The organism is Empedobacter sp. UBA7611 (assembly GCF_002484365.1).
Lineage (GTDB): Bacteria > Bacteroidota > Bacteroidia > Flavobacteriales > Weeksellaceae > Empedobacter > Empedobacter falsenii_B.
Genome location: NZ_DLJR01000082.1, coordinates 1 through 19,419, shown reverse-complemented (window position 1 = coordinate 19,419; position 19,419 = coordinate 1). Strand labels below are relative to the sequence as shown.

At 30.0% G+C, this 19,419-nt stretch carries 20 protein-coding genes; 13 read left to right on the top strand and 7 right to left on the bottom strand.

Annotated elements, in window-relative coordinates:
* The 3 genes from B3R94_RS13965 to arfB all read left to right on the top strand — a co-directional run.
* On the top strand, positions 1 to 963 hold a 963-nt coding region (locus B3R94_RS13965; protein ID WP_414647263.1), incomplete at its 5' end, for an aldo/keto reductase.
* A 1-nt stretch (position 964) separates the two neighbouring features.
* Positions 965 to 2,146, top strand: a complete 1,182-nt coding sequence (locus B3R94_RS13960) for an MFS transporter (protein ID WP_125349278.1) — start codon at positions 965 to 967, stop codon at positions 2,144 to 2,146.
* The gene (gene arfB / locus B3R94_RS13955; protein ID WP_221856281.1) at positions 2,146 to 2,538 is read left to right on the top strand and encodes an alternative ribosome rescue aminoacyl-tRNA hydrolase ArfB; all 393 of its coding nucleotides are present in this window, start codon (positions 2,146 to 2,148) and stop codon (positions 2,536 to 2,538) included. Before B3R94_RS13960 ends, arfB begins: the two co-directional genes overlap by 1 nt.
* A 5-nt stretch (positions 2,539 to 2,543) precedes the next feature.
* Here arfB and B3R94_RS13950 read toward each other — a convergent pair whose 3' ends face one another.
* The gene (locus B3R94_RS13950) at positions 2,544 to 2,813 is read right to left on the bottom strand and encodes a DUF1294 domain-containing protein (protein WP_125349280.1); all 270 of its coding nucleotides are present in this window, start codon (positions 2,811 to 2,813) and stop codon (positions 2,544 to 2,546) included.
* Positions 2,814 to 2,959: 146 nt separating this feature from the next.
* Between B3R94_RS13950 and B3R94_RS13945 the strand changes: the two genes are divergently transcribed.
* The 4 genes from B3R94_RS13945 (at position 2,960) to B3R94_RS13930 (ending at position 6,267) form a co-directional block, all read left to right on the top strand.
* Complete coding sequence (locus B3R94_RS13945) at positions 2,960 to 3,679, top strand: 3-ketoacyl-ACP reductase (protein ID WP_038331245.1); 720 nt, start codon at positions 2,960 to 2,962, stop codon at positions 3,677 to 3,679.
* 313 nt (positions 3,680 to 3,992) lie between these two features.
* Complete coding sequence (locus B3R94_RS13940; protein WP_291101573.1) at positions 3,993 to 4,184, top strand: hypothetical protein; 192 nt, start codon at positions 3,993 to 3,995, stop codon at positions 4,182 to 4,184.
* A gap of 176 nt (positions 4,185 to 4,360) precedes the next feature.
* Positions 4,361 to 5,650: a branched-chain amino acid transport system II carrier protein gene (gene brnQ / locus B3R94_RS13935; RefSeq protein WP_291101570.1), complete on the top strand. Its 1,290-nt coding sequence runs from the start codon at positions 4,361 to 4,363 to the stop codon at positions 5,648 to 5,650.
* A gap of 278 nt (positions 5,651 to 5,928) precedes the next feature.
* Positions 5,929 to 6,267, top strand: a complete 339-nt coding sequence (locus B3R94_RS13930; protein WP_291061621.1) for a cysteine-rich CWC family protein — start codon at positions 5,929 to 5,931, stop codon at positions 6,265 to 6,267.
* Between the two features lie 292 nt (positions 6,268 to 6,559).
* Here the strand turns inward: B3R94_RS13930 and B3R94_RS13925 are convergent, their stop codons facing one another.
* A complete protein-coding gene (locus B3R94_RS13925; RefSeq protein ID WP_291101567.1) occupies positions 6,560 to 7,330 on the bottom strand; it encodes a hypothetical protein in 771 nt (256 codons plus the stop codon).
* A 189-nt stretch (positions 7,331 to 7,519) separates the two neighbouring features.
* Here B3R94_RS13925 and B3R94_RS13920 point away from each other — a divergent pair, with 189 nt between their 5' ends.
* Positions 7,520 to 8,632: a redoxin family protein gene (locus tag B3R94_RS13920; protein ID WP_291101564.1), complete on the top strand. Its 1,113-nt coding sequence runs from the start codon at positions 7,520 to 7,522 to the stop codon at positions 8,630 to 8,632.
* A gap of 1 nt (position 8,633) precedes the next feature.
* On the opposite strand, the gene ybaK is transcribed toward B3R94_RS13920, so the two are convergent.
* Positions 8,634 to 9,125 carry a Cys-tRNA(Pro) deacylase gene (gene ybaK / locus B3R94_RS13915; protein ID WP_291101562.1) on the bottom strand — a complete coding sequence of 164 codons (492 nt, stop codon included), beginning with the start codon at positions 9,123 to 9,125 and terminating at the stop codon, positions 8,634 to 8,636.
* A gap of 302 nt (positions 9,126 to 9,427) precedes the next feature.
* On the opposite strand from ybaK, the gene tyrS reads away from it, so the two are divergent.
* Positions 9,428 to 10,630: a tyrosine--tRNA ligase gene (gene tyrS / locus B3R94_RS13910; RefSeq protein WP_291061629.1), complete on the top strand. Its 1,203-nt coding sequence runs from the start codon at positions 9,428 to 9,430 to the stop codon at positions 10,628 to 10,630.
* 41 nt (positions 10,631 to 10,671) lie between these two features.
* Here the strand turns inward: tyrS and B3R94_RS13905 are convergent, their stop codons facing one another.
* Entirely contained in the window at positions 10,672 to 11,511 is an 840-nt protein-coding gene (locus B3R94_RS13905; protein ID WP_291101560.1) for a GNAT family N-acetyltransferase, read from the bottom strand.
* Between the two features lie 589 nt (positions 11,512 to 12,100).
* Between B3R94_RS13905 and B3R94_RS13900 the strand changes: the two genes are divergently transcribed.
* Together B3R94_RS13900 and B3R94_RS13895 are read left to right on the top strand one after the other, a co-directional pair.
* Positions 12,101 to 13,426, top strand: a complete 1,326-nt coding sequence (locus B3R94_RS13900; protein WP_125349837.1) for a DcaP family trimeric outer membrane transporter — start codon at positions 12,101 to 12,103, stop codon at positions 13,424 to 13,426.
* A gap of 15 nt (positions 13,427 to 13,441) precedes the next feature.
* A complete protein-coding gene (locus tag B3R94_RS13895) occupies positions 13,442 to 14,824 on the top strand; it encodes an MFS transporter (protein WP_291101557.1) in 1,383 nt (460 codons plus the stop codon).
* 125 nt (positions 14,825 to 14,949) lie between these two features.
* On the opposite strand, the gene B3R94_RS13890 is transcribed toward B3R94_RS13895, so the two are convergent.
* The 3 genes from B3R94_RS13890 to B3R94_RS13880 form a co-directional block, all read right to left on the bottom strand.
* Positions 14,950 to 15,237 (bottom strand): HU family DNA-binding protein, encoded by a 288-nt coding sequence (locus B3R94_RS13890; protein ID WP_019975917.1) that lies wholly within the window; start codon positions 15,235 to 15,237, stop codon positions 14,950 to 14,952.
* A 132-nt stretch (positions 15,238 to 15,369) separates the two neighbouring features.
* Positions 15,370 to 16,311, bottom strand: a complete 942-nt coding sequence (gene fmt / locus B3R94_RS13885; protein ID WP_260392459.1) for a methionyl-tRNA formyltransferase — start codon at positions 16,309 to 16,311, stop codon at positions 15,370 to 15,372.
* Positions 16,312 to 16,313: 2 nt separating this feature from the next.
* Positions 16,314 to 18,176, bottom strand: coding sequence for a RecQ family ATP-dependent DNA helicase (locus tag B3R94_RS13880; RefSeq protein WP_291101554.1), 1,863 nt, complete (start codon positions 18,174 to 18,176; stop codon positions 16,314 to 16,316).
* Positions 18,177 to 18,219: 43 nt separating this feature from the next.
* Here B3R94_RS13880 and B3R94_RS13875 point away from each other — a divergent pair, with 43 nt between their 5' ends.
* A complete protein-coding gene (locus B3R94_RS13875; RefSeq protein WP_291101551.1) occupies positions 18,220 to 18,897 on the top strand; it encodes a hypothetical protein in 678 nt (225 codons plus the stop codon).
* Positions 18,898 to 18,922: 25 nt separating this feature from the next.
* Positions 18,923 to 19,405, top strand: coding sequence for a hypothetical protein (locus B3R94_RS13870; RefSeq protein WP_291101548.1), 483 nt, complete (start codon positions 18,923 to 18,925; stop codon positions 19,403 to 19,405).
* Positions 19,406 to 19,419: the final 14 nt, after the last annotated feature.

Below are 19,419 nucleotides of genomic sequence, written 5' to 3'. Positions count from 1 at the left end.
CCAACTTTTGTCCCTGATCCACAATTAGGAAATACAGATTTAGAGATAAAACCAATTTTTTTCGGAGGAAATGTTTTTGGTTGGACATTGAATGAAGAAGAATCTTTTCGAATTTTAGATGGATTTTTGGACAGAGGATTTAATGCGATAGACACTGCGAATAACTATTCGTATTGGGTGAAAGGTAATGTTGGAACAGAGTCTGAACGAATAATCGGAAATTGGTTAAAATCGAGAGGAGTGAGAGATAAAATCGTTTTGGCAACGAAAGTTGGTGGACGAAATATGATTCAAGATAAGCCAAATACTACAAAAGTTCATATCTTAAAAGAAGTAGAAGAATCACTTATCCGTTTACAAACAGATTATATTGACTTATATCAAACTCATTATGATGATGTAAATACACCTGTAGAAGAAACTTTATCCGCTTATAATCAATTGATAAAAGAAGGAAAAGTGAGATTTATAGGAGCTTCTAATTTTTCTTCGGAGCGATTGACTGAATCGTTGGATAAATCAGAACTTTATAATTTACCGCAATACAAAACCTTGCAACCTGAATATAATTTATATGATCGTCAGCATTTTGAAGAATTTTTGCAACCTGTTGCAGAGAAATATAATTTAGCTGTTATCCCTTATTACAGTTTAGCGAGTGGTTTTTTATCAGGTAAATATAAAACTGAAGAAGATTTACAACAAAGTTTGCGCGGTAATGGAATCAAAAAGTATTTGAATGAAAGAGGATTCAAAATTTTGGACGCTTTACAAACTATTTCTACACGATATAATATTTCTTATTCGGCAGTTGCATTGGCTTGGTTAATGGATCAGAAAACTGTTGTAGCTCCCATTGCGAGTGCAACTAAGGAACAACATCTTGATGCTTTTGTAGAAGCTGTAAATGTGCAATTATCTCATGATGATGTTAAACTTTTGACTGAAGCAAGTGAATATTAGAATGGAAAATTTACAAATGAAACCCAAATTAACTCCAATCATTTTATGGATAATGATTATTGGGAGCGGTTTGGTTGTGGCAAATAATTATTACAATCAGCCATTATTGTCATTAATCGCTAAAGATTTTAATGTTTCCGAAAGTAAAGTTTCTAATATTGCAATGTTAACACAAATTGGATACGCTTGTGGATTGTTGTTTATTATTCCTTTAGGAGATTTACTGAAACGAAAACGAATGATCTTAATCGATTTTGTTTTTATAATAGTAGCTCTTTTGGGAATGTATTTTGCACCATCTGTAAGTTGGCTTTTTCCATTAAGTTTTCTAATCGGTTTCACCTCAGTTATTCCGCAAGTTTTTGTGCCAATGGCGGCTGAATTAGCTGAACCTCAAAAAAAAGCGCAAGCTGTCGGAATGGTTATGAGTGGTTTGCTTGTTGGTATTCTACTTTCTCGCGTTTTTAGTGGCTTTATTGGTGAATATTTAGGATGGCGAGAAGTTTATATGATAGGCGCAATTTTAATGTTTGTTCTATGGATTTTTATCTATATATTTTTACCAGAAATACAACCAAATTTCAAAGGAACTTATGGTAATTTGATGAAATCGATTGTCGATTTAGTAAAAAATCAACCGCAATTAAGATTAGCTTCTTTTCGAGGAGCTACAGGTTTTGCAGCATTTAGTGCATTTTGGACAACATTGGTTTTTCACTTAGAAGAAGCACCATTTTTTGTCGGAAGCGATGTTGCTGGTGCTTTTGGATTAATTGGAGCAGTAGGAGCATTAGCTGCTGCATTAGTTGGTAGAGTTTCAAAAGTTCTGTCAACATCAAAAATTATCTTTTATTCCATCATTACTATGCTAATTTCTTGGGGATTTTTCTATGAATTTGGTTATACATATTGGGGATTAATTGTTGGTGTAATTTTGATCGATTTAGGTTTACAAGCAATGCATGTTTCTAATCAAACCATTATTTTTGGATTAGATGCCAAAGCAGGAAATCGAGTGAATACGGTTTACATGACAAGCTATTTTATCGGTGGATCTTTAGGAACATTTATTGCAGCAAATGCGTGGGATAAATTTCAATGGAATGGAGTGGTTGCTGTTGGCGTTTTTTTTACTTTAATCTGTTTGATTTCTCATATTTTATTCAATAAAAATAATAAGTGATGAAAGATTTTTCTTCTGAAATAACATATAAAACAGCGAGAAGTAGCGGTGCAGGAGGGCAAAATGTAAACAAGGTTGAAACGATGGTTTTAGCAAAATGGAACGTTGAAGATTCCCAATTTTTTTCTGATGAAGAAAAAGCATTAATCACAGAAAAGCTAAAAAATAAGATTAATTCAGAAGGATTTTTACAAATCAATTCGCAAGAATCTCGCTCTCAATTGGACAATAAAGAATCTGCAACAAAGAAAATGTTAGAATTAGTTGAAAAAGCATTGATTATTCCAAAGTTTAGAAAAAAGACTAAACCTACTAAAGCTTCTCAACAAAAAAGACTGAATCAAAAGAAACAACAAGCTGAGAAAAAAGACGGTCGTAGATTTAAATTTTAGAACAATTAAATTCGATCAACTAAAAAAAATAATAAACTACATTGTATTGCTATAATCATTACTATTTTAAAAATAAAAGACTTTTTTCTTGTTTTATGACGATAAATCTGCATTGACATAAGAGAACCAATTGTTCCACCAATCAAAGTCACAAAACAAAGTGCTAATTCAGATACACGTCTTTTACCAATAATTGAGTTTTTTTTATCTATTTTAAATAAAAAAAAAGAGAGAACGTTGATAAGGAGTAGAGTAAAAAATAAATATTTATCCATTCAGTATGTGATTAAGTAGTAAAAATACTTATAATTAAGTAGATAAAAAATATTTTTTTAGAAATCTGTGTTGTTTATCTTTGTACTTCAAAATCATAAAAAATCTTCAAAAAAATAAATTGTAAAATTTTAATTATAAAATAATTATGCAAGATTTAAAAGGGAAAAATGCTTTAGTCACAGGAGGTAGTAGAGGTTTAGGAAAAGCTGTTGCTTTGGCATTGGCTAAAGAAGGTGTTAATGTAGCTGTGACAGGACGAAATACAAAGACATTAGAAGAAACTGTAGAAGAGATCAAAAGTTTTGGAGTAAAAGCGGATTATTCGATTTTTAATGTAGTCGAAAAAGTTGAAGTGAAAATGCAACTTGAACGATTAATTGAGAGTTTTGGAGCGTTTGATATTTTGATTAATAATGCCGGTATTGCGGCTTTCGGAAGTTTTTTGGAAATGCCAGAAAATGATTGGGAAGAGATTGTGCGTACGAATTTATTTGGACCATATTATGTTTCTAAAGCAGTAATTCCTTCGATGGTAGAGTTAGGAAGTGGTGATATTATCAATGTATCTTCAACAGCAGGATTAAAAGGAAACGCAGTTACTTCTGCTTATTCAGCATCAAAAGCGGGATTGATAGGTTTATCAGAATCGTTGATGTTCGAATTAAGAAAGAAAAACATTCGTGTAACGACCTTAACTCCAAGTACAATTGCATCTGAAATGTCAAAAGATGTATTAAAAATCACTGACGGAAATCCAGAAAAAGTGCTTCAACCAGAAGATTTTGCTCAATTAATTGTCGATTTATTAAAATTAGATAAGCGCGCAATGTTGGCATCAGCATCTTTATGGTCTACAAATCCTTAAAAATTGATTAATCATATTTATAAAATCCAATTTCTAAATGAAATTGGATTTTTTTGAAAAAACATTTTTCAGAATCATTTCTTATATCAACTTTGAATTAAAAACACTTTTTAATATGAGCATAAATAATCAGTTAGAAAGTTTAAAGGAAATCAAATCAATGATATAACGCACCTCCAAAAACATAAGTATTAGTGGATGAATTAATGTTTGGGTTTAGGTAGTGGAAATGATTTCTGCATTTATAGCTTATGTTTTGATTCTACAAGACGAACTTCAAGTAAATTATAGAGGAATATAGACACCTCATTTAATGAAAAATTTAGAAATTAAATTATTCATTTTAGGAATTGTAACTTTAATGGTTGCATGTATTGGAGGTTTCTTTTTTATGATCAGAAAATCGACAAAAGATGGCGTTAAATTTATAAATCCATTTACAAAACGAAAGATTACTATTTATAAAATTTCAAATGAGTTGAGATTTGATGATATAGATGATTAAAACATTCATAATATATAAAGTTTAAATTTTGATAAATATAAAAATTGTTATTCAAATCTGTCAAATTTATAAATTAGCTGTGTGATTATCGAATAATTCTACTAAGTTTAAGGCTTGAAAATGCAATTGTAGTAATTTGCGAACCGTTTTTTAAAACAGATAGAATTATTAAATATATGAAAAGTAAAAAGTTAACCAATGTATTAACACTTGGATTTGCGTTGTTTGCGATGTTTTTTGGTGCAGGAAACCTTCTTTTACCTCCTTTGATAGGATTAGAAGTGGGCTCAAATTATTTCGTCGCGATGATTGCATTTGGGTTAACTGGTATTTTATTGCCATTTACTGGTATTTTATCTGTTGTTTTTTCGGGTGATAATTTTAATGATTTAGGGCATCGTGTGAACAAACATTTGGCGGCTATTTTAGGTACAATTATTATGATTTGTATCGGACCGTTAATTGCGATTCCTCGTACTGCCGCAACAACATTCGAAGTGGGATTAAAACCATTTTTTCCAACATTGGATCCGATGTGGGGATCGTTACTATTTTTTGCAGTAACACTTATTTTAGCGATTCGTCCCTCAAAAGTGGTAGACGTTATTGGAAATTATTTAACACCAGTATTATTGATTTTATTGACCTTATTAATAGTCATTGGAATTATATACCCAACCGCTGATTTCTTACCTTCAGACTTAACGATGATGCAATCTTTTTCGAAAGGTTTTATAGAAGGTTATCAAACATTAGACGTTTTGGCTTCTGTTATTTTTGCTGGAATTATTATTTCAGCAGCACGAGATAAAGGGTATATTGATACAAAAAGTAAATCTCAAATTGTAATTATATCAGGTTTATTGTCTACAACTTGTTTGTTATTTGTATATGGTGGATTGATTTATTTAGGTGCTACTTCTGGAATTACAAATCCAGAAATTTCTCGTGCAGAATTATTAATAGAAATCTCTCGAAATACATTAGGACAGTATGGGTTAATTGCAATTGCGTTATGTATGGCGTTTGCTTGTCTTACAACTTCAATCGCATTAACATCTGCGGTAGGTACATTTTTTGGACGTTTAACAAATGGAAAAGTAAGTTATACTGCTTTAGTGATTTTATGTACAGTAATATCGTTTGGTTTATCAATAAAAGGTGTAGACGAAATTATTAATTTTGCATATCCACCTTTGGCTTTCGTATATCCAATTACAATCACGTTAGTTATTTATATAGTGTTGTTTGGAAAAACAATTAAAAGCAAAACACCTTATATTTTTGCATTAATAGCGTCTACAATCATCGCAATTTTAGGATTATTGAAATTATTAGGAAAGTTAGATGAATCGACTATAGAAAATCTGAATAAAATTCCATTTTTCGAATATGATTTAGGTTGGATTGCTCCATCGATTATTGGATTTGGATTTGGTTTATTGATTGATAGATTAAGAAAATAAAAAAATCCTCGGAAGAATTTTCCGAGGATTTTAACCAATCAAAACTACTATAAAAACACTAATTAGAATAATAATGTCTATTACTTATTCTTTTACAAATTTCTTAAAGTTTTGGGAATAAACTTCTTATTGATTACAGATTTACTTTATGTCTAGATAGAATTAATTTATAACTATTTATTAATCATAGATGTAGAGAATTTGAATGAATTGATTTAGGAAAAGTTTAAAAATTTTTGTAATTTAAAAAACGAATAGAAATAAATAATCCAATAAAAATGATCGAAAATTGTTCGCGTTGTAACGAAACAATGGAGTGTAAGGTAGATGATATTGCGAATTGTGCTTGTTCTACAATTCTTATAAAAGATGAAATAAAAGAGTTTTTGAAGAAAACGAATTACAAATGTTTGTGTAATTCTTGTATAGAAAAACTGAATTATTTTGTAGAATTAGATCAAGAATATCCACATCCAACAATGTCTTCTGATTTTGTTCCTCATATACATTATTATATCGAAAATGGGTATTGGGTTTTTTCAGAATTTTTCCATTATCAGAAAGGAAAATGTTGCCAAAATGGTTGCAGACATTGTGCTTATGGTTATAAGAAATAAAAAATGGTTCAACTTGCATTGAACCACTAACCAACCTAAAAATACTATAAAAAAACTCTATTTGATTAAGGATATTCTTCTTCAGAAATTCAACTTCATTATCCTTAACAACTATGAATAAATTATTTATAGTACAAAGGTAGGTGAATTTCTTAATTTGATAAATAAATTAATATATATTTTTTTATACTCAAATAGATAGGATTTATATTAATGTTAAAAAAAATTTTAAATTTACCTATTTATGAATATTTGCTAAAAAATCAATACTATATTTCCGAATGTTGTAATTCTAAGAAAAATATTGCATTATTTTTTTTGAAATTTTTTCAGCAGTTGTTTTATCTCCAGTTTCTTCCAAAGTTGTTACATAATCGTCTAAGAAACTTTTGATTTCTTGTTGATTAGAACCTTCAAAATTAGCTAAATAATCTTCGAAATCGATATTTCCTAAAACACGATAAAAGTAAGTTTTGGCTTCATCATATTTTTTCATGCTCACTAACAAAGGTGCAATACTATGACTAATATAAAACTCGTTTACAGCAGCTTGTTCAGTATTTTCTTCTTTTTTGAAATGTGCAGAATTTAAGTAACTATTATAAGCTTCCACAGCTTTTTCATTTTCACCTAAAACCTCATAACAACGTGCTTTAAAGAATTTAATTTCGTAAAATTCGTCTTCATTCAGTTTATTGAAAAATGTAATACTTTCTTTGGGATTTGAATAAAATTTTCGGTATCCAATAATAAAATCTTCTACAAATTCTGTATCCGTTTGTTCAATAGCGAAATTCAATAAGCTTTGAGATTGTTCTTCTGTTAATTGTCCAATAAAAGCTTCCCAATAATTCACCAAAGTATTGAAATCATACGCCAAATCTTCCACAAAAATTTGTGCAGCAATTCGTAGAAATTTATCACCCAATTGATCGATTATTTCATGGTCTTCATCAGAAAAATCAGTTGAATTATACAATAGATTTTCGATAATTTCTGACGCCTTATCTTCTGAATAATCATTATTTAATTGTTTCAAAGCATTGCTAACATTGAATTCCATTTGTGTAAATTTTAAATTAAAAATCAACACAAAGGTAACTGATTTACTGCAAAAAAAGCTTGAGAATTTCAAAAGTTAATCGTCAATTCTAATGAGAATTTAATGAATAGTTTTTTTGAGAAAGTAGAATTTTAGTTATCTTGTGGTAGTTTTTATTAGTTTATTTAAAATAAACGTTTTATGTTACGAATGTATTCGATAGTACTAATTATATGTGGTTTTTGTTTTACAAAAGCTCAAAATTTGAATGTTGGCGCTCAGTTTCCGATTAATAAAATTGAAAATATCAATCAATCTTCAAACTTTAAAATTATTGTATTTACGCCAAGTTTATACAAAACGAATCCGTATGCGAGCATGATGACAACTTCGCTGAACTATTATTTTGTGAAGAATTTGGCATTTTCGTCTCAAAATCCACTAAAAATTGATGTGATTTATATTGTAAATGAAGATAATAAATGGAGTAAAGAACCGCAGCAAACGTTTGTTTTTAATGAAACAACCAATCAAAATAAGTTGGATGGAACGAAGGTAATTTATGATGAAGTTGGAAAAATTTATAATGCAATTGGGTTGAAACCTTTTAAGCAAAATTCAATTTCGAGTATGATTCCAACGTCAAATTCTAACAATGTTTTAGTAGAAAGTTCGATTCTTTTTCTAGTGGATCAAAACAATAAAATTTTGATGCGAGATAATGATTATCGTGCGCAAGGCGAACATCTGAAACCTTTGGAAAGATTGATTAAAAGAACGTTTAAAATCGATAACATAGAAGTAAATATCACAGAAAATAAAACCTTGAAGGTTGGTGATAAAGCACCAGATTTTATTTTGAATGGACCGAATTATAAGACTAATTCGACAGATAAATTTTTGGATGATAAATCAACTTTTAAAGTTTTAACGTTTTATCCTGCGGCGTTTAGTGGACAAATTTTACCAGATTTTACGTCAATTGATACGAAAGCAGCAATGACTTGTGCTGCTCAAATTCAATTAATCGATCATAATCCATTGTTACAAAATGTAAATAGTTACGCAGTTTCTAGTTCTACAAATCCGTTGTTAGAATTATGGAAATCAGCTTTGCGAACAAATAATATTACGTATTTGAATGATGAGAATTATGCAATTTCGTTGATGTATAATTCTTATAATCGTTTAGGTTACAATAATAGAGCAACTTATGTGATTGATAAAAATGGAATTATTGTGTATGCAAATCAAGATTTGACGTTTGAAGATGAAGCAAAATTTCCAACTATTTTAGAAAAAATCATTCTGAATAGTAAATAAATTATGAATCAAATTGTGTAATATCTTCAAATTTAGCCTCAATCAAATTTTTTAAATCTTCGGGATTTAGAATAATTTGTAAACCTCTTTTTCCTGCACTGATACAAATCTGATCTTGTAAAACAGCCAGTTCTTCTATGTAAGTAGGAAATTGCTTTTTCATTCCGATAGGTGAGCAACCGCCACGAATATAACCTGTAACATTGAGTAAATCTTTCAACGGAAGCATTTTGCAGTTTTTATTACCAGAAATTTTCGCAAATTTTTTCATATTAAGATGTGTGTTCGCAGGAATTACGGCAACTAAAAATGGTTCTATATTTCCTTTCAAAACCAAAGTTTTATAAATTCCTTCCGGATTTACGTTCAATGAATTTGCAACATGCAAAGCATCAATATGTTCTTCATCAACTTCATATTCGCGCAATTCGTACGAAATATTGTGTGTGTTTAAAATTCGTACTGCATTTGTTTTAGCAGTTTTATTGCTCATTCTATAATAATTTACACAAAGTTATTACGAAAAACTTTTATAAAGGATTTTTCTATAGAATTATTGACTAGGATAATTTTTTGGACGAAAATTTCTATTCTCAAAACTATTCTTACCTTTGCACAACGAATGAAGTTTTTGCAACACATATTACGTTTACCATTTTTTAGCACTTATTATCGTACAATATTTGCTCGGGTAGACTATGTGTATACTTCGTATTAATTTTGTATGTCAAAAATTTAATCATAATCTACAAGCCCGAGCAGTTTTGCTCGGGCTTTTTTTATTTAAAAAAAATCATGGAAAATTTAAAAAGTTTAAAGGAAAATGTAGCTATTTTTTTACCAGAAAATGGATTAGAAGAAAAATTAAAATTAGCTGAAAAAGAAAATAGACCATTACGAATCAAATTAGGTTTTGATCCTACCGCACCAGATTTACATCTTGGTCACGCCGTTGTATTGAAGAAATTGAAAGAATTTCAAGATTTGGGACATCAAATAGTTATTTTGGTTGGGAGTTTTACAGCTCAGATTGGAGATCCAACAGGAAAAAATAAAAGTCGTCAACCGCTGAATGCAAAACAAGTTCAGAACAATGCGGAAACCTACATTAATCAATTGTCAAAAATTATTGATGTGGATAAGGCTGAAATTGTGTTTAATTCAGACTGGTTAGATCATTTACCTTTTACGGATGTTATTAAGTTGTTGTCAAAAGTTACGGTTGCACAACTGATGCATCGAAATGATTTTAATAAACGCTTCACCGAAAATACGCCGATTGCAATGCATGAGTTGGTTTACCCGATTTTACAAGCATACGATACTGTTCAGATAAGTGCTGATATCGAAATGGGAGGAACGGATCAATTATTTAATTGTACAATGGGACGACAATTGCAAGAAAGCAATGGAGAAGTTGCTCAGATTGTAATGTGTATGCCACTTTTGAGAGGAACCGATGGAAAAGAAAAGATGAGTAAATCGTTGAATAATATTATTGGTTTGACGGACGAACCAAATGAAATGTTTGGGAAAACGATGTCTATTCCAGATGATTTATTAGAAGAATATATTGCGTTGGCAACGGATTTTTCTATTGAAGAAAAAATGAATTTGAATGAGCGATTAAAAACAGATAATCCAATGTTAATTAAGAAATTAGTTGCAAAAAATATTATTATTCAATACCATTCTGTAAATGAAGCTGAACAAGCAGAAGAATTTTTTAACAATCAATTTCAGAAAAGAAATGATGAAAATAGAGTTTTCGAAGTTGTTAAAATTAGTTCTTTAAACTTTGAGAATGATAAAATCACATTATTAGATGTTTGTCATCAATTAAAGAAAGATTTGTCGAGAAATGCAATCAGACGTTTGATAGAAAGCGGTGCAGTACAAATTAATGGAGAGAAAAACATGGATGCTTTTGGTGATTTTTTATTAAAAACCGAAAATAAAATTAAAATAGGAAAAAGAGATTTCTTCGAGTTGAAGTAGATAATAAAATGAAAAAAAGCCTCTAAAACAGAGGCTTTTCATTATAATTCTTTTTTCATTTCATATTGTTTGTCGTACAATTCTAATCCCATCGATTGAATAAAATCATTTGTAGAGATTTCTCTTTCGTCAACATTAATCATTTTAATCTCTTTATTTTTCAAATCGCTGAAAAGGATGGAAGCTAAATAACGATTTCTATAATCGTGATGAACACCAAATTGATAAATACGTGTATTATTTTTGTTGATAATTTTATAAGCAACTAAAATTCCATCTTCATAAATTCCATTTATTTGACAATCTTCGATGATATTTTTTACACTTTGAATATCATTTTTCCAAGTAGGTTTTATGTCCCAAAAGTTTTCACTTGTAATCAAATCTAAATCACTAAATTCTACAATTTCATGTAACGGATTTACGACCAAAATAGGAATTCCTTTGTAACTATTTAAGGTTCTTGTTTTTTCAAAACCACAAGCTTCGTAAGCGTTAATTGCAAAATCATTTTTAGTATTTACCTCTAAAAATATGTTTTTCACTTGATGTTCTTTCAATTTGGGAAAACTAAAATCTAACATTTGTTGTGTTATTTTTTTTCCGCGATGTTCAGGAGAAACTCCTGTTCCACCAATATAGGCTGTTTTTACATCGTTATAATTTCGAATTCCGTAAAGTAAAAAGCCAATTAATTTTCCATCAATACTAGCACCTATAGAATAATCAAGATTGATATCTTCCATTTTTAATTTTCCCTGAAATTGTTCAGTCGAAAGGTTGATAGAAACGTAATAATTTTGATAAGAAAGATTATATAAAGATGATAATTCTTCCAAATCAACATGAGTTAATGAGTGTATTTTAATGTTTGTTTGCATAGCTGTAATTTGCAAAGCAAAAATAGCCCCAACATTTAAGATTTTTCTAAAAAAAAATCTTAAAAAATCTTAAAAAATTAAATTTTATTTGAACAATGTAATCCGATTTTGATAAAAATATAATTTATTTAATATGATTGACTGAATAATTCTACATTAAATTTAAAAATAGTGTAGAGGATAGCAAATATAATTAAGAAAAATTCTTTTTTTTATAATTTAACATAAGCTTATTGTTAATTATACTGAAGAAAATTCTGTAATCAATAAATTTGCATACATTTTTAAAACTAAAACTACGAGAGAAGTCTAACTTTCTCCTCATTTGTTGAAACAACTATTCTTCTCTCGATTTTTTAAAAAAATACTCCCTAAAGAAATCTAGTAAAGTGTATTTCGTACACTAATTAAATTGCCAAATTCTCAAAATTTCTTTCCAAAACTTATTTCAAAATATCTATTTCTCAAAAAATATTTAAACATATGATGAATTTAATAAAGCTTTGAAAAATTATTAAAAAATGATTAACGAACATTTGTTAGTTTTTTTCTTTTGATTATTTTAGTCGTTCAAATTATCACAAAAAAAATGAGTAAAAATTTAACAAAATTGGCTTGTCTAGCTATATTTTGCAGCTATAGCTATGTCTCTGCTCAACAGAAAACGACAGATAGTGTGGTTGTAGAAAAAGTAGAATTAATACAACCAAGAGAAAACAAAGACAAAGTTGATGTGCAGTTTTATGGATTTATCAGGAATGATATTTTTATGGATACGCGTCAAATGATTGGAGCAGGAGAGGCTTTGGTTCCGCTTTATCCAAAAGATCGTTTATCGGATGTAAACGGTGCTGATATCAATGCAGCTTCTAAATTTCACATGTTATCGATTGTTTCGAGAGCTGGTGTTAATTTGAAAGGTCCAGAATTACTTGGAGCTAAAACTTCTGGTATTTTAGAGGGAGAATTTTTTGGAGCAACAGAAGGAGGAATCAACGAGTTTCGTTTGCGTCACGCATATGTGATGTTGGATTGGGAGAAAACGCAATTAGGGATTGGACAATATTGGCATCCTTTCGTTGTGTTAGAAGCTTTGCCAAATGTTGCAAATTATGGAACTGGTGCGCCTGTTTATGCTTTAAATCGTAATCCTCAAGTTCGTTTAACGCATAAATTCACAGACAAATTTAAAGTTATTGCTGCTTTACATTCTCAACGAGATTTTACTCCAAATACAGAGCCCTTTCGAAATAGTGGAATGCCAGCGGCTCATCTTCAATTTCAATATAAATCACAAGTTTTTACTGCCGGAATTGGTGCGCAATATGAAAATTTGAAGCCAAAATTATCTTCAGGAAATCCTCCTGTTAAGTCTAATGAACGAGTTGAAAATGTTTCGTTTATGGCTTATTCTAAGTTAAATACAAAACCTTTACAAGTAACTTTCGCTGGATATTTGATGCAAGATGCGTCGTCTTTTGTACAACTTGGTGGAATTGTAGGATATCAAACAAGTCCGACGGCTGTTGAAACATATAAACCAATGAATACGCATAGTATGTGGATTGATTTGCAACAAAACTCAACAGGTAAATTTTCGTTCGGACTATTTGCAGGTTATGTTAGAAATAATGGTGTGAAAAATCCAGTAGAAGGAGCAATTGCATCAATATCTTATGGTGTAACGACAAATTGGGGCGCAATTTCGGCAACTCCAGGTACACGCACTGTAAATTATTTGTACAAAGTAGTTCCTCGTTTAGATCTTACCTTAAGCAAAGCCTTAAAATTTAGATTAGAATATGATCGAAGCACAGCGCAATGGGCAGATGCGACGATAAAAGGTACGGGAACCGAAAATAAATATTTAGCAAATAACAATAGATTTCAACTGACAACATTATTTAACTTCTAATATTACACAAAAAACATGAGTACAAATACTTTAGATACTTCGCAAACAGTAGCGAAGAAGGATAATATTTTCCAAATTATTTTAGCATCATCTGTCGGAACCTTAATCGAATGGTACGATATGTTCTTGGCAATCATCTTAGCTAGTGTATTATCAACACAATTATTTCCTAACGATGGTTCGTCGCATTTCTTAGAAACACTTGCAGTAGTGGTTTCATCATTTATGTTCCGTCCGATTGGATCATTAATTTTTGGAAGTATTGGAGATCGTATTGGTAGAAAATATTCATTCTTAGTTTCTTTAATTATGATGGGAGCAGCTACATTCTTGATTGGTTGTATTCCAACTTTTGATAGTGTAGGTTGGTTTGCTCCTGTTTTATTATTGTTTTGCCGCATTATGCAAGGACTTGCAATTAGTGGAGAATATGCAGGTGCGGTAATTTATGTCGCAGAACATGCGCCAGCAGAGAAGCGAGGATTTTATACAGGGTTTATTCAAGCAACTGTTCCAATTGGATTATTATTATGTTTAACAGTTGTTTTCTTAACACAATCATTTTTATCAGAAGAGGCTTTTGCAAGTTTCGGATGGAGGATTCCATTCTTATTTAGTGGAATATTAGTGATTTTGAGTTACTTTATTCGTCAACGCTTACATGAAAGTCCAATTTTTGAACAATTAAAAAAAGAAGGAAAAACATCTAAAACTCCAATTAAAGATGCTTTTACAACTCCAGGAAACGTAAAGTTAATGTTAAAGGCTATTTTTGGAGGAAATGCGGCGCAAAGTACAATTATGCAAACAACGTTATTCGTTACGCTTTTCTTCTTACAACGCGCAGTTAACTTACCTTACGAAACAGTTTTAATTGTTGTTTTATGTTCTACATTATTTAGTTCATTTTTCTATCAACGGTTTGGTGCATTAAGTGATAAAATTGGTCGTAAACCTGTTATGTTAGGTGGAATGATTTGTAGTTTTATCTTAATTCCATTATCATTTTTTTTGTACATGAAATTAGGAAATCCTGAAGGATTGAAAGAAGTTCATGATATTTCGAATTTAGCAGTTTTAGGAATTGTAGTTGTAAGTTTAATTACTTCAATTGCAGGAGCAGCAACATATGGTCCGCTTGGAGCTTTTATGTTAGAAATTTTCCCAACAAAGATTCGATACACTAGTATGGGATTTGCACAAAATATGGGAAATGGATTTATTGGTGGAGCAACAACTTTTGTAACGGAATTAATCAAAAGTACGATTATCGTTTCGGCTGCTATGTCGCCTTATATTGGATTAGCTTATCCATTGATATTAATCTTTATTGCGATTTTAGTGAATTATTTTACAATTCCAGAAACATACAAAACAGATTTAACAGAAGATAATTAAAATCAATAATAGACAAAATGTAAAAATCCTTCAAGTAATTCTTGAAGGATTTTTTTAGAGGAATTAAATTTCAATGCAAAAAAAATCCACTCAAACGAATGGATTTTTTTATTGTATCAGAAATATTATTTTTTCTTTTTTGTATCAACTGCTCCTGATAATTCAGATCCAGCTTTAAATTTAGCTACTGTTTTAGCAGCAATTTTAATTTCTTTTTTAGTTTGTGGGTTGATACCTGTTCTTGCAGCTCTCTCAGAAGTTGAGAAAGTACCGAATCCTACTAAAGCAACTTTGTCTCCTTTTGCTAAAGCTTTAGTTACATTTTCTGTAAATGAGTTTAAGGCTTTTTTAGCAGCTTCTTTAGAAATTCCAGCGTCAGCTGCAATCGCATCGATAAGTTCTGATTTGTTCATAGTTGTAACTTTTTAAATTAATTTATACACAAATATACTCTTTCCCTTTATTTGTGCAAGTTTCAACGCAAAAAATTTCAAGAAAAATGCAAAATTTTATGAAATCTGTGTCAAAAATCAGTAAATAAGTACTTATTTTACGAATAAGGTATCCTCGTTTTGATGTCCATTGATGAAATCTTTGGCTGTCATACGACGCTTTCCTTCCGGTTGAAGTTCTAAAATTTCGTAAACTCCTTGAGGTAGATTGATATAAAGGTTATTTTTTTGTAAAATTAATTGATAATCTTCTCCATCAACAACAATATCCGTTTTTAGACCTGCATATATTTTTAACGATTTATAATTTTCGCCATTTCCAAAAGTTGTCCACGCACATGGATAAGGAGAAAGTCCTCTAATTTTGTTGTGAATAGCAGTAATTGAATCGTTCCAATCTATTTTACAATCTTCTTTAAAGATTTTTGGAGCATGTTTCAATTCTATTGTTTCGTCTTGTGGATGCGGTTTTAATGAATCATTTTCTAAACCATCCAACGTTTTCACAACTAATTTTGCACCGATATGCATCAATTCATCATGAATTTTTCCAACATTATCATTTTCTCCAATTTCTACTTTATCAGAAATTAAGATATTTCCAGTATCAATTTTTTCATCAATTAAGAAAGTTGTTACTCCAGTTTCTTGATCGCCATTCATCACAGCCCAATTGATAGGAGCTGCACCACGATATTGCGGAAGAAGTGATCCATGAAGATTAAAAGTTCCTTTGGACGGAATTGACCAAACAACTTGTGGCAACATACGAAAAGCTACAACAACAAAAACATCAGCATTCCAGCTTTTTAATGTTTCGATAAAAGCTTCGTCGCGTAATTTTTCTGGTTGTGCCAAAGGCAAATTATGTTCAACTGCATATTTTTTGACATCAGAAATATTCATTTTTTGTCCTCTACCAGACGGTTTATCTGGAACAGTAACAACTCCAACTATTTCGTGATGACTATTTGTATTGATTTCATTCAAAGATGTCGCCGCAAATTCGGGCGTACCCATAAAGACTACTCGCATTTTTATTCTATTAGTTTATAAGAATCGAATCCAATTGGTTGAACTCGCATTTCGTCTATCAAATATTGCAATTCTTCGACGATTTTATCTTTTGGCGAATTTATGAATTTTGAAAGGATTTCGGCTTGCGTTTTTGTACCTTCTTTCAAATATTCAATTAAATCGGTTGAATTAAAGTTTTCATTTTGTTTTTTGGATTGACAAACATCGCATTTACCACAATTTTGATCAGATTTTTGATTAAAATATCCAAATAATAAACGTTCTCTACAAATTGTATTTTGTTCGGCATAATAAGCCATAGCTTGCAAACGTTTCCAATTATTCACTTGAATTGCTTCGAAATCTTTCCACAATTTATTTTTAAACGCATTAGAATCGCGCGGAACAAGAAATCTAAATCGCGCTAAAAATCGATCCGAATAATCAATAGAACCATTTTTTGCATATTCGTGTAAACTATTTCTAATGTCGCCAATACTCATGTGCAGTTCAAACGCCATTTTACTTTCCGAAATTTCTCTATTATAAGTATAAATTCCAGGATAATGACGTTGTAAATAATCAAAAATTCGGTTTTCATTCAAATTAATCGAATGTGGTGACGCTAAAATTTGAATACTACTATTTTGTGAATAATTTTTTTGCTGAATGATTTCTTTCGTATTGAGAAATTCTAAAAATTGAAGAACCATTTTAAGATTTAAACCAAATTTTTCGGCAAATTTTGGAATATCCAACTGATAATTCATTTCCGTTAATTCGCCTTCCGCTAATTGCAATTGACTAAATAAACAATTCCCAATTTTGATAAAATCTTGTTGCGAAGGTAAATTCGCTTTGAAAATATTTTCTGCTTGAATTTGATCATCAGGATTGTACAAATAAATTCCATGCGATTCCTTTTCATCACGCCCAGCGCGCCCAACTTCTTGATAATACGCTTCAATTCCTTGCGGTAAATCGATATGAAAAACGGTGCGAACATTTGGCTTGTCGATTCCCATTCCAAACGCATTTGTCGAAACCATAATTCGCGAATTACTCAACATCCAATCTTGCTGCTTTTGTTCTTTTTCGTCTTTCGTTAATTTGGCGTGAAAAAAATCGGCATCAAAACCATTTTGACTCAAAAAACTAGCAATTTCATAGGTTAATTTTCGATTTCGAACAAAAATAATACTCGAACCAGGATATTTTTTTAAATAATAAATCAAATCATTTTTCTTATCAGCTGAAAGAAAAACATTGTACGAAAGATTTTCCCTTTTTAAAGAAGATTTAAATACTTCGGGATTATCTAACTCTAATTTTTCTACAATTTCTTGCTGAATTTTTTCTGTCGCTGTTGCAGTCAACGCTAGGATTGGAACTTTAGGAAGAATAGTTTTTAACCTCGAAATTCGATGATATGCAGGTCGAAAATCATGTCCCCATTCGGAAACACAATGCGCTTCGTCAACTGCAAGCAAACTAATATTGATTTGTTTCAATCGTTCAACAAAAATTCTACTTTGCAAACGCTCTGGTGAAACATATAATAATTTGATTTTGTTGTTTTGACAATCGTCCAAAATTTTCCCAATTGTATTTTGATCAATTTCATTGGTGATATATGCCGTAGAAATTCCTTTTGATTGTAAATTCTGAACTTGATCTTTCATTAACGCAATAAGCGGCGAAATGACCAATGTTAATCCATCAAAAATAATCGCTGGAACTTGATAACAGATAGATTTTCCGCCACCAGTCGGCAAAATTGCCAACGTATCTTTACCTTCCAAAATGCTTGAGATGATTTCCTCTTGCGGCGTTTTGAAAGAAGGATAATTCCAATACTTAAAAAGAATTTCTTTTGGTGTCAAATTACAAAGCTTTGTTGTAAATTTAGGTAAAATCTAATGATTTATGAAGACGATTTTTAGTTTAGTTATTTATATACTTCCAATTCTTCTTTTTTCTCAAAAAAAGGATTCAATTTATGCTTTTATTGGAAAAGTAATAGAATCAAATAAAGTAGATTACAAAGAACATTATGATTTGAAAGATAAAATAACCAATTATTCTTTACAAATAGGAGATACTAAAAATGATTATCAATTAATTGATAAAGCTCCAATTTTAATGGATGAAATGTATGTAACGAAAGTAAAAGTGATAAAATGGTTGAATAATGATATTAAAAAAGATACAATAGAATTTGTTTCATTTGATCATTATGGTAAACCAGATTTTTTATCTGTAGAATATTCAATTTTATATTTAGGATTCAATAAAGAAAAGAAAGAATTCTATCAATACAAATATCAATTTGATATTGCTTATAAAGTAAAAGGAAAATGGTTAGGTATTTATCAATTTAGAGATCTTTATATCACTAAATATTTAACAAATGTAAAAACAGTTTCAGTTAATATTCCTTATAATTTACCTAAAAAATTCAATATTGATAATGAAGAGCAACGTGAGAAATATTTTCCAAGAGATTTTTATGATATTAAATCAAATAGAGAAGCTTTTATTCGAAAACTATATAAAGTCGAAGATTTAGCAAATGTTAGAATGAATAGTTTGACATTGAGATAATATTGAAAATAAAAACCAAAAACCTATGGAGTCAAGAAATTTAATTTTATTAATGTTGTTGATGGTTTCATCATCGATTTTTGCGCAAGAAAAAATCAATAATATTGAACTTTCTATTGGAAATTCAGAAGATTTTTTTGAGAATGTTTACGTAAAAGACCTTGAATCTCACCAAAGAAAAACGCTTAAAGATGGATTTTATATTCTTGAAAATTCTTCTCAGAAAGGAAAATTTGAAATAAAAAATGAATTAATCAATGGAGATATTGTTTTGTATTATGGAGAAAGTTATAGAAAAGAGTATGCGATTGAGAATTCTAAAATTATAACATTAAAAATATATCATAATGATTTGTTAGAAACTGATGCATTTAGAGAAAATGATAAATTAAATTTCAAGAGTTATAATGATCAAAATAAACTTACCAATGAAGGTTTTGTGTCTTTGAATCGTCAAGCGCATTATAAAAAAGGAATTACAAAATCGTATTATAAAAGTGGAGTGTAATCTTCCCCTTGTTA

Coding starts and splice junctions, on each gene's coding strand:
- B3R94_RS13960 (WP_125349278.1), top strand. CDS start 965: ATGGAAAATTTACAAATGAAACCCAAATTAACTCCAATCATTTTATGG.
- arfB (WP_221856281.1), top strand. CDS start 2,146: ATGAAAGATTTTTCTTCTGAAATAACATATAAAACAGCGAGAAGTAGC.
- B3R94_RS13950 (WP_125349280.1), bottom strand. CDS start 2,813: ATGGATAAATATTTATTTTTTACTCTACTCCTTATCAACGTTCTCTCT.
- B3R94_RS13945 (WP_038331245.1), top strand. CDS start 2,960: ATGCAAGATTTAAAAGGGAAAAATGCTTTAGTCACAGGAGGTAGTAGA.
- B3R94_RS13940 (WP_291101573.1), top strand. CDS start 3,993: ATGAAAAATTTAGAAATTAAATTATTCATTTTAGGAATTGTAACTTTA.
- brnQ (WP_291101570.1), top strand. CDS start 4,361: ATGAAAAGTAAAAAGTTAACCAATGTATTAACACTTGGATTTGCGTTG.
- B3R94_RS13930 (WP_291061621.1), top strand. CDS start 5,929: ATGATCGAAAATTGTTCGCGTTGTAACGAAACAATGGAGTGTAAGGTA.
- B3R94_RS13925 (WP_291101567.1), bottom strand. CDS start 7,330: ATGGAATTCAATGTTAGCAATGCTTTGAAACAATTAAATAATGATTAT.
- B3R94_RS13920 (WP_291101564.1), top strand. CDS start 7,520: ATGTATTCGATAGTACTAATTATATGTGGTTTTTGTTTTACAAAAGCT.
- ybaK (WP_291101562.1), bottom strand. CDS start 9,125: ATGAGCAATAAAACTGCTAAAACAAATGCAGTACGAATTTTAAACACA.
- tyrS (WP_291061629.1), top strand. CDS start 9,428: ATGGAAAATTTAAAAAGTTTAAAGGAAAATGTAGCTATTTTTTTACCA.
- B3R94_RS13905 (WP_291101560.1), bottom strand. CDS start 11,511: ATGCAAACAAACATTAAAATACACTCATTAACTCATGTTGATTTGGAA.
- B3R94_RS13900 (WP_125349837.1), top strand. CDS start 12,101: ATGAGTAAAAATTTAACAAAATTGGCTTGTCTAGCTATATTTTGCAGC.
- B3R94_RS13895 (WP_291101557.1), top strand. CDS start 13,442: ATGAGTACAAATACTTTAGATACTTCGCAAACAGTAGCGAAGAAGGAT.
- B3R94_RS13890 (WP_019975917.1), bottom strand. CDS start 15,237: ATGAACAAATCAGAACTTATCGATGCGATTGCAGCTGACGCTGGAATT.
- fmt (WP_260392459.1), bottom strand. CDS start 16,311: ATGCGAGTAGTCTTTATGGGTACGCCCGAATTTGCGGCGACATCTTTG.
- B3R94_RS13875 (WP_291101551.1), top strand. CDS start 18,220: ATGAAGACGATTTTTAGTTTAGTTATTTATATACTTCCAATTCTTCTT.
- B3R94_RS13870 (WP_291101548.1), top strand. CDS start 18,923: ATGGAGTCAAGAAATTTAATTTTATTAATGTTGTTGATGGTTTCATCA.